The 15,297-nt window shown below is 46.2% G+C and carries 14 protein-coding genes and 1 rRNA gene; 9 read left to right on the plus strand and 6 right to left on the minus strand.

The features are described 5' to 3' along the window. Positions 1–270: 270 nt before the first annotated feature. Positions 271–387, minus strand: a 5S ribosomal RNA gene (rrf, locus tag F1593_RS25135). 133 nt (positions 388–520) lie between these two features. Beyond that, positions 521–1,480, minus strand: coding sequence for a methionyl-tRNA formyltransferase (locus F1593_RS25140; RefSeq protein WP_149404310.1), 960 nt, complete (start codon positions 1,478–1,480; stop codon positions 521–523). 314 nt (positions 1,481–1,794) lie between these two features. On the opposite strand from F1593_RS25140, the gene F1593_RS25145 reads away from it, so the two are divergent. The 6 genes from F1593_RS25145 (at position 1,795) to F1593_RS25170 (ending at position 6,629) form a co-directional block, all read left to right on the plus strand. Beyond that, complete coding sequence (locus F1593_RS25145) at positions 1,795–2,118, plus strand: oxidative damage protection protein (RefSeq protein ID WP_149404311.1); 324 nt, start codon at positions 1,795–1,797, stop codon at positions 2,116–2,118. Then, entirely contained in the window at positions 2,115–3,551 is a 1,437-nt protein-coding gene (locus F1593_RS25150) for a CUAEP/CCAEP-tail radical SAM (seleno)protein (RefSeq protein WP_149404312.1), read from the plus strand. The genes F1593_RS25145 and F1593_RS25150 overlap by 4 nt, the downstream gene beginning before the upstream one ends. A gap of 194 nt (positions 3,552–3,745) precedes the next feature. Continuing rightward, complete coding sequence (locus F1593_RS25155; protein ID WP_149404313.1) at positions 3,746–4,225, plus strand: YbaK/EbsC family protein; 480 nt, start codon at positions 3,746–3,748, stop codon at positions 4,223–4,225. A gap of 124 nt (positions 4,226–4,349) precedes the next feature. Continuing rightward, positions 4,350–4,826 (plus strand): flavin reductase family protein, encoded by a 477-nt coding sequence (locus tag F1593_RS25160; protein WP_149404314.1) that lies wholly within the window; start codon positions 4,350–4,352, stop codon positions 4,824–4,826. A 220-nt stretch (positions 4,827–5,046) separates the two neighbouring features. Beyond that, positions 5,047–5,718, plus strand: coding sequence for an HIT family protein (locus F1593_RS25165; RefSeq protein ID WP_149404315.1), 672 nt, complete (start codon positions 5,047–5,049; stop codon positions 5,716–5,718). A gap of 59 nt (positions 5,719–5,777) precedes the next feature. Next, on the plus strand, positions 5,778–6,629 hold the full coding sequence (locus F1593_RS25170; RefSeq protein WP_149404316.1) for a 3-hydroxyacyl-CoA dehydrogenase family protein: 852 nt from the start codon (positions 5,778–5,780) through the stop codon (positions 6,627–6,629). Positions 6,630–6,702: 73 nt separating this feature from the next. Here F1593_RS25170 and F1593_RS25175 read toward each other — a convergent pair whose 3' ends face one another. From F1593_RS25175 to F1593_RS25185, 3 genes are all read right to left on the minus strand, one after another. Beyond that, on the minus strand, positions 6,703–7,497 hold the full coding sequence (locus F1593_RS25175) for a hypothetical protein (protein WP_149404317.1): 795 nt from the start codon (positions 7,495–7,497) through the stop codon (positions 6,703–6,705). Between the two features lie 219 nt (positions 7,498–7,716). Continuing rightward, positions 7,717–8,505: a type I methionyl aminopeptidase gene (gene map / locus F1593_RS25180; protein ID WP_149404318.1), complete on the minus strand. Its 789-nt coding sequence runs from the start codon at positions 8,503–8,505 to the stop codon at positions 7,717–7,719. A 26-nt stretch (positions 8,506–8,531) separates the two neighbouring features. Then, positions 8,532–8,849, minus strand: a complete 318-nt coding sequence (locus tag F1593_RS25185) for a helix-turn-helix domain-containing protein (protein ID WP_216368987.1) — start codon at positions 8,847–8,849, stop codon at positions 8,532–8,534. A 294-nt stretch (positions 8,850–9,143) separates the two neighbouring features. On the opposite strand from F1593_RS25185, the gene F1593_RS25190 reads away from it, so the two are divergent. The 3 genes from F1593_RS25190 to F1593_RS25200 all read left to right on the plus strand — a co-directional run bounded on the left by F1593_RS25190 (position 9,144) and on the right by F1593_RS25200 (position 12,659). Continuing rightward, positions 9,144–9,437 carry a MoaD/ThiS family protein gene (locus F1593_RS25190; protein ID WP_149404319.1) on the plus strand — a complete coding sequence of 98 codons (294 nt, stop codon included), beginning with the start codon at positions 9,144–9,146 and terminating at the stop codon, positions 9,435–9,437. Positions 9,438–9,824: 387 nt separating this feature from the next. Beyond that, on the plus strand, positions 9,825–10,322 hold the full coding sequence (locus F1593_RS25195) for a MarR family transcriptional regulator (protein WP_149404320.1): 498 nt from the start codon (positions 9,825–9,827) through the stop codon (positions 10,320–10,322). Positions 10,323–10,334: 12 nt separating this feature from the next. Continuing rightward, on the plus strand, positions 10,335–12,659 hold the full coding sequence (locus tag F1593_RS25200) for an FUSC family protein (protein WP_149404321.1): 2,325 nt from the start codon (positions 10,335–10,337) through the stop codon (positions 12,657–12,659). A gap of 119 nt (positions 12,660–12,778) precedes the next feature. On the opposite strand, the gene F1593_RS25205 is transcribed toward F1593_RS25200, so the two are convergent. After that, entirely contained in the window at positions 12,779–14,887 is a 2,109-nt protein-coding gene (locus F1593_RS25205) for a serine/threonine-protein kinase (protein ID WP_149404322.1), read from the minus strand. Positions 14,888–15,297: the final 410 nt, after the last annotated feature.

Consider the following 15,297-nt stretch of genomic DNA (forward strand, 5'->3'; position numbering starts at 1 on the left):
GTCTGCTGATCCGCTGGGAGAAGCGCCCGCGTTCCTATCAGACCTTGTTGTGCTTGGCTTGTGCGCTCATTTGCTTTCAACAATGTGATCGCGTTTCCTCCTTGTAGGTTTTCGGATAAGTTCTCAGTGGTATAACTGAAACTAAAGCTAAACTAAGAACAGACGAAAGCGCGAATCTACCATTTCAGACAATCGACATTCGCATTTTCGTCTGTTTATTTATATTGAACCGCTTGCGAAACAACAAAAAAACGCCCACATGGGCGGGTGAGACGGCGACTTCCTATTTTCCCACGCAGTTGCCCACGGAGTATCATCGGGGAGAAAGAGCTTAACTACCGTGTTCGGGATGGGAACGGGTGTACCCTCTTCGCTAATGTCACCAGCTCGCCTGCACATACAAGCGCTTGTTTCAACAAGGTGAATAATACTACAGGTTGCTCACTGTGTCAATCCCCACTCGAAAAGTCATCCTCCCTATCAAGCAAGGTTTTAAGGTAGCAGTAGCCGATAAGTCTCTTTATAAAAGCACATGCACTTCTCCATCCTGACATCTCACACACTCTGCCTTATCACTGTCTTCCTTTGCATCATCAGCTTTTACCTGCACCCCTTTATGACTATAAGCAGTGGCGTCGGTTGCCAGTATATACCCCTGTGCAGTGAGCACTTCAATTGGTCGCTCACGGCTGGCAACCCCACGAATAAAATTATAGAGCCGATGTGCCGTCCATTTACGAGCGTTCACCACATAGTCATCATCCGTCGGATAAGGATAATAACTACTTAACAGTTCATCCTGGGCTTGCGGATCGGCGCGACCATGATAAAGATCGAATACTGCTTGTACCAGTAAACGGGCGCCAAGCTGTGCACATTGCCGTTCTAACACCGCATAACGGATTCCATGGGGAATAGGAAAGGCTTCCTGCGTAAGAATAGGCCCGCTATCCAATTTTGCTGTCATCATATGAATGGAGGCGCCAGTCAGTTGATCACCGCGTTGAAATGTCCAAAAAAGAGGCAAAGGACCACGATTAGCTGGTAGCAAGGATGGGTGGAGATTGATACAACCCAGACGAGGTAATGCTAACAACGATGGAGGAATAAATGTAGCAAAGCAAGCGACACAGATAAGATCCGCCTGATAGGCAGAAAGGATGCTTAGAGTTTCTGCATCCCCTGGTTTATTTACTTGCCAGACAGGGATACGCTGTTCCCAGGCCAGTTGCACAATGGAAGTCGGAGCCATCTTCTTCATGGGTAATATACGACCAGCTTGACGAGGAGGCGTAATGGAGACAATAGCGGAAGGGATATGAATACCGGGAAGCATAGTTCCAGCCTGGGATACGACGACCGCCAGGACATCAATCGCTTGCTCCAATAAAGACTGCAGTGCGATCAATGAGAAATCACATTCAATTCCAAAGAATAAAACACGTGGTCGCCTCTGCAACGATGAAAGTGTGCTATCCATCTTTTTAATCCTTCCTGCCAGAATCTTTCCTTCCTCTTAAAGCGACACTGTCCAGGAGCGCACCATAGACAAAAGATTCCAGGAAAGCGTAACAAATCTCGCAGCAACTGTCAAACAGTTTTCCCACCAGATTACCGTTCCTGGTGGGATGCAAAGATACCCACTCACATAGTACAATAAGAAGGAGAATGAAAAAGACGTTGAGAGAATGATTCAATACCAGCGTCCATGTTTGCTGAGTATTTTGTTACGTTCTACTTTACTAGCATCGAATACCTGACCAGATACGCCCATCTATGGGGAGAACTCAACCTATGGCAAGAATAGTTTATTGCGTAAAGCTCCAACGCGAGTTGCCTGGATTAGAGAAACCGCCGTTTCCAGGAAAACTAGGGCAACGCATTTACGAACAAATATCACAACAGGCGTACAATATGTGGCCTGCACAACAAGTTTTAATTATCAACCACTATGGACTGAATATGGCTGATCCCGAATCACGGAAGATTTTACGTGAACAAATGGAAGATTTTTTCTTCGGACATGATGCGGCCATGCCAGCCGGTTGGAGCCCTGATACCCCTGGCTCTGGCGGTGGTCAAAAAAGCAAAGGTGGAGGCGCGCCACGAAGCAAATGAAAAAAAACAGAGAGATTCTTCTTATCTCATGTTATGAACTGGGACACCAGCCATTCACCCTGGCATCCCTGTCGGCGATGCTGCAACAGGCTGGCTATACACCGGTATGTGTTGATACGTCAATCGATGCACTCACCGATGAGCAGATTCATCGAGCGAATTTTGTCGCCATCTCGGTACCTATGCATACCGCAATGCGCCTGGGAGAACAGATCGCACAACGTATTCGCACGCTGAATCCAGCCGCACATATCAATCTGTATGGACTTTACGCCCTACTGAATGCTGACCATCTGCTCAAGGAAAACGCAATTGATTCAGCCATCGGGGGTGAGTATGAAATTCCTCTCTGTCAATTAATTGCAGCCACAGACACAGGCAGCCGTGAGGACGTTCCAGGCGTGTATACTCGGACGCATGTCAGTGGGCCCTGGATTCAGCGAACACCATTTATTGTTCCCGAACGTAGCCACCTTCCAGAGCTTGAGCGCTATGCTCATTTGGAGTGGGGAAATGACTCACGCGTTGTCGGCTATACAGAGGCCACCCGTGGCTGTAAACATACCTGTGTACACTGTCCAATCACTCCCATTTATCATGGTCGCTTCTTCGCCGTCCCAGCCGAGATTGTACTATCCGACATTCGTGCTCAGGTTGCACGGGGCGCTCAACATATCACTTTTGGCGATCCAGATTTCTGGAATGGTCCCACGCATGCGCTGCGCATTACTCGAGCTATGCATCAGGAGTTTCCCGCATTGACCTTCGATGCGACGATTAAAATTGAGCATCTCCTACAACATCGCCATCTCCTACCAGAATTGAAAGAAACAGGCTGTATCTTCATTGTATCGGCTGTAGAATCGCTTAACAACGATGTACTGCAACAGCTGGCGAAAAATCATACTGCTGCCGACGTAGCAGCCGCATTTGAAGAGACACAACGCGTAGGCATCACGCTGCGTCCATCTTTGTTGCCATTTACCCCCTGGGAAACCCTGGAAAGCTATCTTGAATTGCTTACCTTTTTCGAAGTAAATCATCTTATTGAACACATTGATCCCGTTCATCTCTCAATTCGTCTGCTCATTCCGCCTGGATCTGCCCACCTTGAGACACCAGGAAGCTCAGAATGGATAGGCGAATTTGATCCCGATGCCTTTGGCTATCGCTGGCAACACAACGATCCACGTATGGATCAACTTCAGGCTCAGATAGCATCTCTGGTTGAACAGGCAGATCAAATGAATACAGACTCTATCATGACCTTCTTCCAGATCAAAGCGCGTGCATTAGCTCTGCAAGGTCAGAAATTTTCAGCCTTTAAAGCGATGCGCCAATATGGAGAGCGGAAAGATCTTCCGCATTTGTCTGAATCCTGGTTCTGTTGCGCCGAACCAACCAGCCGCCAGCTCTGTGCCAAACAGGCTTGAATATTATGGTACCTGCTATTCTCTCTTTTACCCAGATCAAATCTATTAAGAGCGATATCTGATATAAGAGTGATATCTGGTACCACAAACGCTGTTTTTATCCTCCTGAATTATCCCTGAAACTGTGTTATAATACACAAAAGCTATAATTGCTCACTCTTCCAAAATCTTCCTGAATGAGGAGAATCTTTTTCATGGTACAAGAATTAACAGCCAGGGCTAAATTTGTACAAGAAATATTACAGGATAAGGGATATTCATCTCAGGTGATTGAACTTGCGGAATCCACACGCACGGCCAAAGATGCTGCACAGGCCATTGGTTGTCAGGTTGCTCAAATTGTAAAATCACTTATCTTTACCACCCGGATCACCCATAAACCAGTCCTGGTAGTAGCCAGTGGCTCAAATCGCGTGAACGAAAAACAACTAGGCACATTGATAGGTGAGCCTATTGAGAGAGCCAGTCCTGATTTTGTCCGTACACATACTGGCTATGCTGTTGGTGGAGTTGCACCTATCGGGCATCCAACCCCTATCCAGACCTTTATTGATCAGGATCTTTTACAATACACACATATCTGGGCAGCAGCGGGTACACCATTTGCCGTATTTCAGCTCACACCACAGGATCTCCAGAAGATGACGGGAGGACAAGTAATCTCTATTATCTAGTCTACCCTTATCCTTCATGATGAGTAGATACAAACTAAACGCACTACGATAACCCTGGTAACGTTCCTTCCATGCAGGTTACAATGAAAGCGTGCGATAAATTCAAAGAGGAGTGTAAATAAGCATGGACCCGATAGTCAAAAAGCAAGCCTTACGTTCATTCACCTATGGACTCTATGTCGTCATGTGTAAAGACGATGATATCGTCAATGCCTTTACAGCCAACTGGTTGACCCAGGTCTCATTTGAACCACCATTACTGGCGCTCTCAATTGAAAACGATGCAAAATCACTAGCAATGATTCAGCACAGTCAGACCTTCACTATTAATGTTCTCCAAAGCGGACAAAAAGAGCTGGCAGGCAAACTGGGCAAATCTTACCTTAAACATCCCGATAAACTCACAGGTGTCCCCTATATCCTGCAACAGAACAACTATCCAATTCTCCAAGCCGCGCTTTCGTGGGTTGCCTGTAAAGTGCAAAACACAGTTCCCGCAGGAGACTCAACGCTAATCATTGCTGAAGTCATTAATGCGGGAATACTTACAGAAGGCGACTCCCTCACGATGAAGGAAGCAGGCTTCCGACACGCTGGCTAGCCAGATACGTCATCACTCCGCTCCATCATTCAAGGGATGAGATACGCATTTTTATTGGAGGAAGATTGCGCCTCTCGTACTATAAGCGGTCAACCCAAAAACCTCAATAGAGTTATTCGCTGATAACTTGTGTATTTTCTCTTTCTATTTGCAATGTGTATTGGTAACATTTATAATACTCAGACTAGAGAAAATAATACGCCAGTAAGGAGTCACTTGCATGCAACACCAGAGTAGCGTCTCTAGAGAAACTCAGACAATTTATTCCGAATGTACCTTTTGCCAGACTGATGCTATTGCCTCCCTTGTCATGAAGGAAACTCCCAATTTCCGCCTTGTTGCTGACCACGCTCCACTGCTCGCGGGACATATTTTAATTATTCCTAAACAACATTATGCCTGCTATGGTACGGTACCCGCTACACTTGATGAGGAATTATTTTCATTAAAGCGCGAAGTACAACGCTTCTTTGCTCGCTATTACGCTCCTCCTGCTTATTGGGAGCATGGCATCTTTCATCAGACGGTTTTTCATGCACATCTGCACTGCTTTCCAATTGGGCCCATTAACTATCCATCCGAGGAACAGGAACAGGGAAAAATCATTTTAAGACAGGATGATATTCGCCAATGGTACAGCCAATATGGTCATTATTTCTATCTCGAAGACGCCCAACAAGCCACCATTTTTCCACCCCTGCAAGATGTTTACTCAGATGTTGTCAAAACAAGGCTCGGACCGGCAGTAGCAGCGCATAGTCCCTTTACCACCTGGCGTACCGCGCAAGAGCGACAATTGGAGGGGAAGCCGCTCATTGCCGCTCTGCTGGCACGATGGCATGAATTTCAATCCACAGAGTACACCAATCTTATTTCCCAAACTTTAGAATAGGACTTTTTTATAGATGAGTTAGATGGCTATCTCAAAAAAACAGAGAAGGAGAAGCATCCATGGAAATCCGCAAAGTTGGCGTTATCGGATGCGGCTTGATGGGCGGTGGTATTGCTCAAACCTGTGCACAATCTGGCTATCAGACCATTGTTCGCGAGGTGAACCAACCCTTATTAGAGAAAGGATTGTCTCGTATCTATAGTGCCTGGGATAAAATGGAGGGGAAGAAGAAGATCACATCACAACAAGCAGTGGAATATCGCCAGAACTTACAGGGAACGATTGGCTTAACGGATCTGGCTGATTGTGATCTGATTATTGAAGCAGTCATTGAGAATATGGAAGAGAAATTGCGTCTCTATCCTGCCCTTGATCATCTCCTCAAGCCAGAAGCCTTGCTTCTCAGTAATACCTCTTCACTAAACATAACACAGATGGGCGCCGTCACGAAACGACCAGATAAGATTGCTGGGCTCCATTTCTTTAATCCAGCTCCGGTCATGCAACTGGTAGAAATTGTCCGTACCATTTCAACCTCTGAGGAAACAATCGAAACAGTGCAACATTTCGCACAGACGTTAGGCAAAACATCCGTGCTTGCCAAAGATACAGCGGGCTTTATTGTCAATTTCCTCTTAATTCCTTATTTGATCTCGGCTATCAGGATGCTCGAAAATGGGATGGCTACGCGTGACGATATCGATACAGCCATGAAGCTGGGCTGTGGCTATCCAATGGGTCCCTTTACACTACTAGACTATGTAGGGCTCGACACGACGCTCTGGGCGGCTGAGGCGATCTATAACGAATATAAAGATCCGCTCTATGCCCCCCCTCCACTGCTGCGCCGCATGGTACAATCGGGACAATATGGCAAGAAAAGTGGCAAAGGATTCTATACCTATGAATAAGATACGCCCGAGTAGGAACTGAACCAATAAGCAAAAAAGAGGAACTGCGAGTCTCACTCACAGCTCCTGCTTCTTATTCTGCGACCGCTGGTCGAGGAGGAATTGACTTCCGCGTATTGTAGCTACGGCGCTCAGACACATAGCGTTGCGGCGTCGGTCTCACCTCTTCAGGATAGTATGAGCCAGCAGCATCGGTATTGATACCAGGGAAGTTTGGGCCGTAATTATAGTGACCTGTCTCAGCAGGAGACAGCGGGCCACGAGCAAACATTGGCACGCCCTTCACATGAGGTACACCGTACTCAGGCGATGCATCATAAAGATCGGCTGGTACACGGTCCAAGCCGCGCTTAAGCAGATCAACCTCATTTACCTTCAAATGAATAGTATCATTTACAATTTCATCATCGATAAAATGAAGTGGCACATAGTATACCCGCGAGAAAAGTCCGCCACGGTCAGCCAGAATATAGTTACCCAGGCGAGCCTGCACGGTGCCAAGAAGCTCACCATTTTTCGCTAGAATTTCCTGGCCAAGATGGAATTTTGCCAGTGCCCCAGCCAACAGCGGAGAAGAAACATAGGTTTCCTTTGGTTTAGCCATCGGATCTTCTAGTGCCCATCCCAGGATGCCAACCAGAATAAAGACTGCACCAACCAGCGTTAGATATGGAGCATCGGGAATGAACAACAAACCAATTACCGCAACCAGAATTGCGACGCTGAGTAAAACAGGCCACAAACTAGGATTGGGCAAGTGGACATGATGTTCCTCCTCAGCAGCCAATTCCTCCTCCTCAGCATTTGAGATGACAATGCCCCCTTTATCTTCTAAAGCGGGATTAGCACGTTGAAGAGAACTATCCATAAGCATTTCCTCTAAGAATGTATTACGATCTGTGAGGACGAGTATTCCCAATAAAATTGTCCTGTTCATAAGATAGCACAACTCTCAATATTTGACCAGACTAATAGTCTGATGCTGCTTGCTTGTGCTCCTCAGTTAGCTCCTCAACATGAAGAAGGGGCAAGAACATTGATAAGATGATCTTTCCCCTTCTTCGAACACTTGTACAATGCAGCTTAATTAAACAAGCGTTAGGATTTCTGGTGCACCATCGGTGATCGCCAGGCTATGCTCATACTGAGCTGAAAGTTTGCCATCAGCGGTGACAATCGTCCAGCGATCAGGCAGGGTCTTCGTCTCGTAAGTACCAATATTGATCATCGGCTCAATCGTAAAAACCATCCCCCTTTGGATGCGCAACCCTGTATGTGGTCGTCCATAATGAGGTACATTGGGATCTTCATGCAGGGAACGCCCAATACCATGACCAACCAGATCACGCACGACAGAAAAGCCCTGGGCCTCCGCATACGTCTGAATAGCAGCACCAATATCGCCTAAACGATTCCCATGGCGAGCCTGCTCGATACCAAGATCCATGCATTTACGAGTAACGTCCATAAGACGCTGCGCCTCCGCACTTACATTCCCAACTCCATAGGTCATACAAGAGTCACCCGACCAGCCATTGAGCAGAACACCGATATCGACACCAATAATGTCACCATCTTGCAATATTTTATCGGTGCTAGGAATACCATGACAAATAACCTCGTTCACCGAGGCACAAATCGTACCCGGGAACGGGGGAACGGCTGGTCGACCATGCCCACCGGGATGGGCGCCATATCCTTTATACAAAGGAATGGCATTTTTGCCCCGAATATAATCTTCCGCAATCTTATCAAGCTCATCTGTCGATACGCCTGGCTTGACGTATGGGCGAAGCACCTCAAATGTCTCTGCTACCAGACGCCCTGCCTCGCGTAAGTTATCAACCTCTTTGCGAGATTTTAAAAGAACTGCCATAAAATCCTCTTTTTCAAAAAAAACGGTCAGGCGAATGATGTCTCCTGTGTGGGCTTATCAGGAAAAGAAGGATATTCGAGAGAAATATTCCGCTCTTGTGTGTGTTCCCACTTCAGCAAATCATCGGTCGTAACCAGAAAGTAGCGGCTAAAGTACGTGAGAAGATGATCAATTGTAGTGTAATCAATGCGCTGGCTCTTTCCGGTATGAAGAACAGCCAGTACACTCAGCGAGACGCCGCTCTCATAGGCTAATCGACGCAAACTCAGTGCGGGCTCACCCCGCCTGGCTCGCTCAACGTTTGCCCGGGCAAGCAGCAAGCGTAGTTTGCAATAAATTGGCAAGACCAATACCTCAAAGTATTCTGCTTTTGTTCACAATCAACTCCGCTCTCTTCAGTATAACAAAGTTTGTTGTGGAATGTCAACACAATGTGAGCTCTTACCCATACAACCAGTCACGACTAGAGATACTATTTTTCCTGGTACTCAAGCTAAATGCGCTCAATGGAATACTTGCAATCTGTCAGACTTCCTCGTATACTGGCACCAAACCATAGAACATATGTATGCTCATTTTTCCTTTTTGTAGAGAATTCCCACTACAGAAACTATCTATGATGAATTGACGAGGTGTCTATGAGCGATGAAGAAATGTCAATTGCAACCTTACGCTTGCCTTCAACATTAAGCGCATATAGTGGAGGGAAAAGCCAGATTTCACTACCTGCCAATACTGTAGAACAATTATTAACTGCTTTAAAACTAGCACATCCTCTCCTCTGGGAACGGCTATGCACTGAGGAAGGCGCCATTCGTGAGCACGTACGTATTTTTGTGGACAACCAACTGGTGAGCGGAAATGACGGCTTAAAAACAGATTTAGAACCTGGACAAGAAGTTATCGTGCTCCCCACCACATTTAATGTATAGTCACTATCTTTTCCTTCCTACAAAAGCCATCCTGTAGTTTTGCAGCACAACTAAAAACATGCCAGCACATGTACACAAGTACCTTTAGTGCTTGATCTGAAAAGTATTCCTGAGCAGCAAATTACATTCGTAGATTTACATCTGTCAATGTTAGACTCACTATCAAGCAAAGGGCGTATCGAATACTCGATACGCTTTTATTCATACAAAGTGTTTGATAGAGAGATAAACACTATGATCAGAAAACACAACGCATTTCTCTGTAATCCAGCAAATACGTCCATATCATCTACTTCCCTCTTTTTGAAGAGCCTTTGCTTGCTCGACAAACTGTGGTATACTTAGACTATCTAACTAATTCACTAAAAAACTATTTTGAGGAATCCTGTGTCCAAAATCCAATCTGAGGACGATGAACTTAGTATCTACGCGCTAGCCAGTTCTATTCTTAATATTGTGCCATCTATCTTGCGCGACCTCTACACGGATGTTTTAAACACGACCGCCTCCATGGATAGTCCAGAGTCTCATGATCTTTCAGAGTTCCGCGTCACAACCAATCAGCTGGCGTTTCTCCGGGTGTTAGTTGAACACGAACGCTGTACCATGCAAGAGTTGGCAGAGTATCTCCGTGTGACTGCCCCTACGATGACTGCTATGGTGAAGCGTTTACTTGCACTTGGCTATGTCACACGAGATCACGATACGGCCGATTGGCGGATGGTCTGGATTACCCCAACTGAGCATGGACGACAATTAGTGCATTTGTATGATCGCGCCCGTTTGCATTCTCTGCAAACGCGTCTGACGCAGCTTACCAGTGAGGATCGAGAATGTATCACAGCGGCACTTCCAGTTCTTCAACGGTTATTGTCTACAAAATAAGGAAAAGCATTTATGAAAAAAAAGCATACGCCCGGGGAACAGCTCAAACACTATCTCCGGCGCTTCTTTAGCCTCTCCTTACAGGTGCCACGTTCTGATCTTCTCTATGGTTTACGCATAGCCCTGATAGTAGCAGCTCCACTCTTTATAGCTCCGCTCTTAGGCGAAAGCAGGTTTGCCGCCATTATTATGTTTGGAGGAATGTATACTGCCCTTTCAGGTATTGGCGGTACCTATCGCACTCAGGCTACAACCATGGGGCAGGCGGTGATCTTTTATCTAATCGGCGCGCTGGTCGCCTTTTTTGCCAGCCAGTTTGCCTGGCTCGCCATTCTAGTCGCCTTTCTCTGGTGCTGCTTCTTCTCCATGCTCAGTATTTATGGCTCCTCATATGCACGTATTGGCGCTATGAGTATTAACGTCTTTGCACTCCTGCTCAGCGAGCCAGCCGCAAATATAGACGCAACATTCCTGACAATGCTGGCGTTAGCTATTGGTGGAATCTGGTCGATTGTCGTTTCGCTCTGGTTGTGGCCGATACGTCCTTACCAACCTGAAACTCAAGTCGTAACAGATTACTACCGTACATTAGCAACTTTCACACGTAATCTGTTTCAGTTTAATCATTCTACGATGAAGAAAACCCGGGGGCAGATCTGGGAAAAACGAAACAATGCCCACAGCATGGTTATTTCTGCCCATGCAAATGATGAAGAAACAACCGCTGAAATACGGCGTCTCAGCCTGCTGACATTGCATGCGGATCGCTTCTTTCATACAGCATTATCACTGACCAAAACCCTGGAACATGCAACGCAGGTAGGTCTATCCACACAGACACAACAGATCGTAGAACACGGTCTGCAACAGATAGCAATCGTCCTCGATCAGATAACGCAGGCCACACGCCAGAATAAACGTACCATTAAACGTACTGTCCTTGATCAAGTCGTCGTTGAACTCACCGGGCGTGAACAGGCGCTTCAGGAACTGTACAATAGAGAAATGGTACAAGCAGAACACTATCATCACACAGCTACGCCTGCCATACTTCATAAGATCAGCTTACAGCGCTTTCCTCAACCAAAGGAGTATCGAGCAATCTCTCATGCTCTTCATCTCCTCCATATCTTCCAAGAACTCATCCATACTTTAATGATAATGATAGATACCATTAATCAAGCTGATGAAGAACATCTCCATGGATTTCAAGTAAGTGCTATACGAAAAGCATATCGACAGAAGCGCTCGCACTTTTTGAAAGATTGGTTCAACACATTGACATGGAAATCTCCTACCTTCCGGCATGCAGTTCGGTTTGGTCTCGCAATGGCTATTGGTGTTGCAATTTACAAGTTGTTCGGGATTGAACATGGCTTCTGGATTTCGTTGACTATTACTATTTGTTTGAAATCACAGTTCAGTACCACCATAAAAAAAGGATTCGAACGAGTTGGCTTTACTCTCTTTGGTGCCTTGCTAGCAGCGCTAGCGGTAGCTTTTATCCGTGTTCCCTTCGATATGTTGGTTTTAATCGTATTGTGTAGCGTCTTTGCCTTTACCTACTATCAGCACAGATACAAAATCTATGTCATCTTTATCACGCCATTTTCGCTCCTCTTGAATTCGCTGGACACACCCGGACATTGGAGCATTGCCCTGCTCCGTTTTGGCAATACCTTGATCGGTGGTGTGCTCGCTCTTCTCATTGGTTATCTTCTATGGCCACAATGGGAAAGTGAACGTTTACCAAAACAACTCGCGAAGGCAATCGAGACCAACCGTCAGTTCTTACGCAGTGTACTCGCGGTTTACTTCAATCAGCCCTGGCAACCACATCTTGTTCGTCAACAGGCTCAAAAAGCTCAGTTGGCCAATAACGACGTTGCTGCTGCCTATCAACGCTTATTGGCAGAACCCAAACGGAAGCGCGGGAATGCAGAGCAATGGGAAACATTGATTCTCAATAGTCAACAGCTGTGGGATTGTATCAATGCACTATCCACCCATTCTACTTTGCTCGATAAACAGAACCAATTGCCGCATCTCGTGTCATTTACACGTTCTGCTGATGCTATGCTGACACAGCTAGAAGGGTTGGCAAGAGGCGCAGAACAGCAAAACGCCTCGTCGCTCCCCATCCAACAATTTAGTGAAAACCTGCAACAACTCCAGGCACTTCAACAACGTTTACTGGCATACAATCCTGTAAGCTATCGAACGGCAGACCTGCCTATCAAAAAGCAAGCCTTAAAAGATGTCGTACCAGCTATCACAGTCCTGGATCAAATTGCCCAGTATGTGGCTGGTATGTATCAAACATTGAGCCCTCGTTAAAAAAATATCCTCCCTATAGTATTCGTACAAACACGAATACTATAGGGAGGATATTTTCCACTGTCTGCCGGAAGCCGCATATGATGAATTCTGAAAATTCCGCTTGCCTGGGAGAATTGCTATTTCACTTGCAAACCATGCATTTCGCTCGTGCTCACGAAAACCATGCCATCTTCAATGGAAGGACGATTAATTCTCCCTTTACCCACTTTAGCAGTAAAAAGTATTTGTCCATTCTGAGCACTAATCCCATACAATTCTCGCCCAAAGGTGCTAACACAAATTAGATTTTCGACAATAACAGGCGCTGATTCAATTTCATGCTTGAGATGAGCAATCCAGAGAATTTTTCCAGTTTTGGTATCAATGGCGTGGAGTTTGGTATTGGAAGAATCTCCAACAAATCCACCATGCGCACCAACATAGGCAATTCCATTTTTGAGTATGAGATCCCCTGAAAGATGCTTATCCATTTGTAACGTCCAGAATACCTGCTGGGTCCGCATATCCATCGCATAGAGATCACCATTCAGCAAACAAATAGCAGTGATTCCATCCACGGTCGTTTCGGCGGCGAGTATATCGCCAATGTCAGAGAAGGTATTGAGTTTTTGCCCCGTCAGGGCATCCAGTTCATAACTGTAGCCACGTTCAGTTCCCAGATACATCTTGCCACTGGCAACCACTGGACGATTAGCCATACCTGCTTTGATCGTGACGCTCCAACATTCTCTTCCGGTCTCAGCATCTAGAGCATAGACACCATGTTCTGGATATGCGTATACCATATCATTGGCAATTGTTGGCTTGACCTTGATGTATTCGATGGTAGGAAACGACCAACGGACAGCACCAGTACAAGCATCAATCGCATAAACCTCTCCAGGTAGATTGATATTTCCCGTACAGACGTAGACGGTCCCATTGGCAACAACCGGTGCATCATAGATGCCATAGCTCGTCGTTACAGCCCAGAGAGGCTGGCCTGTTGCGGCATCCAGGGCCCGCAATTGATTCGCCTCTCGATTAGGATTATCAACGTTTGTTGTGTAGGTGCCAGCATACAAAATTCCATTAAACACTGCCGGCTCTGAATAATAGGTATGATCTAAACCTGTATTCACAGACCAGACGAGCAATGCCTGCATGCCGTTCCCACCTGTGATATGCATGGGTGGACGGGCTTGAGGCGTTTTTTGTATGCCACTGCCAGCATTACTGATACCTTCTAACTGTGTTTGATGAGGATCAGATAGTTGGCTGGCCCTACGGATATTTACAGCGGGACGCCCAGGTACTTCAGGCTCAATATCCCAAAGATCATTATCCGGCGCCTGAGCTGGCTTGATCTCCGGAGTAGGATTTTTGGGTAACGGTGGCAGTGGCGTACTCGTAGAAATTGGCAATCCAGCCGCCAGACGCAGTGCTCTCACAAAATCTGCGACACTGTCATAACGATCATCACGTTCCTTTGAGAGCGCTTTTAAAATTACCGCCTCAATCTCAGGCGGAATATCAGGATTCAATTCCCGGGGCTCAATCGGAGCTTCATAAATGTGTTTGTAGCCAATCGTATAAGGGTCATCTGCCGTAAAAAGTTGTTGCCCGGTGAGAAGTTCGTAGGCAATGCAGGCCAGGGCATATTGATCACTCTTTTTGCTCACTTTACCTTTAAACTGTTCGGGCGACATGTAGGGCGGCGTGCCTATTTCATCCACACGGCGTGTCTTCTGTAACTGAATAGCGATACCAAAGTCTGCCAGCAATGCATCTCCATCAGCATTAAACAAAATGTTGGCAGGCTTGAGATCGCGATGCACTATATCTAAATCATGAGCATGCTGTAAGGCTTGCCCAACCTGATTAAGCAAATGCATCGTATCCATCAGAGGCATCAAACTGCTATTGAACTTGTCCAAATGGTCGCGTAATGAACCACCGGGCGCATATTCCGCAACAAAGAAGGGGTAGCCTTCATAGAGATTTGCATCTACAACTGGAAGGATATTTGGATGAGTCAATTTGTCGAGAATCACCGCTTCTTGAAAGAAACGATCTATCTCCTCTTGTGTGTTCAGGGTTGTATTTAAGACCTTGACCGCTACAGGAGGTTTGTGCTCCAGCAAGAAGTGCTGTCCCAGGTAGACACTACCGAAGGCCCCGTGACCCAAATCCTTCACGAGGATATAGCTACCAAGCTGGCTACCTAATAATTTGTCATTCACCATGCGCGTCCTTTGCGTAGAGAGGGCTGTTTAGAGTATAGCAACTCAAATTATATACAATTAACGTGCAATGCAGAAGAGAATCAAAAAAAACATTGGTCATACCAACATCTGGGACACGACAAAAGCAACAACTACTCAATGCCACTCTCTACATTCCAATCTTGTTTGCATGTTTACTATTGTATCGCATAACACAACATTCTTGAAAGCTATTTCTATTTGTAAGAATGTGTCGGACTCCCAGTACCATTGGAATCTTACTGCTTGACCTGCTGGCAGACGCGTGCGCCTAAGTTTGGTCCAAATTAAGAGCCAGATGCAATGGTGCAAGGAGTGACCGCAATGCGTGAAGCAAGGCCCCAGCTGCAGGCGCGCGGCAATTTAAGGTGAGCGCCTGCACGTGACCATCG

The sequence above is a fragment of the Dictyobacter arantiisoli genome (assembly GCF_008326305.1).
Taxonomy (GTDB): domain Bacteria; phylum Chloroflexota; class Ktedonobacteria; order Ktedonobacterales; family Ktedonobacteraceae; genus Dictyobacter; species Dictyobacter arantiisoli.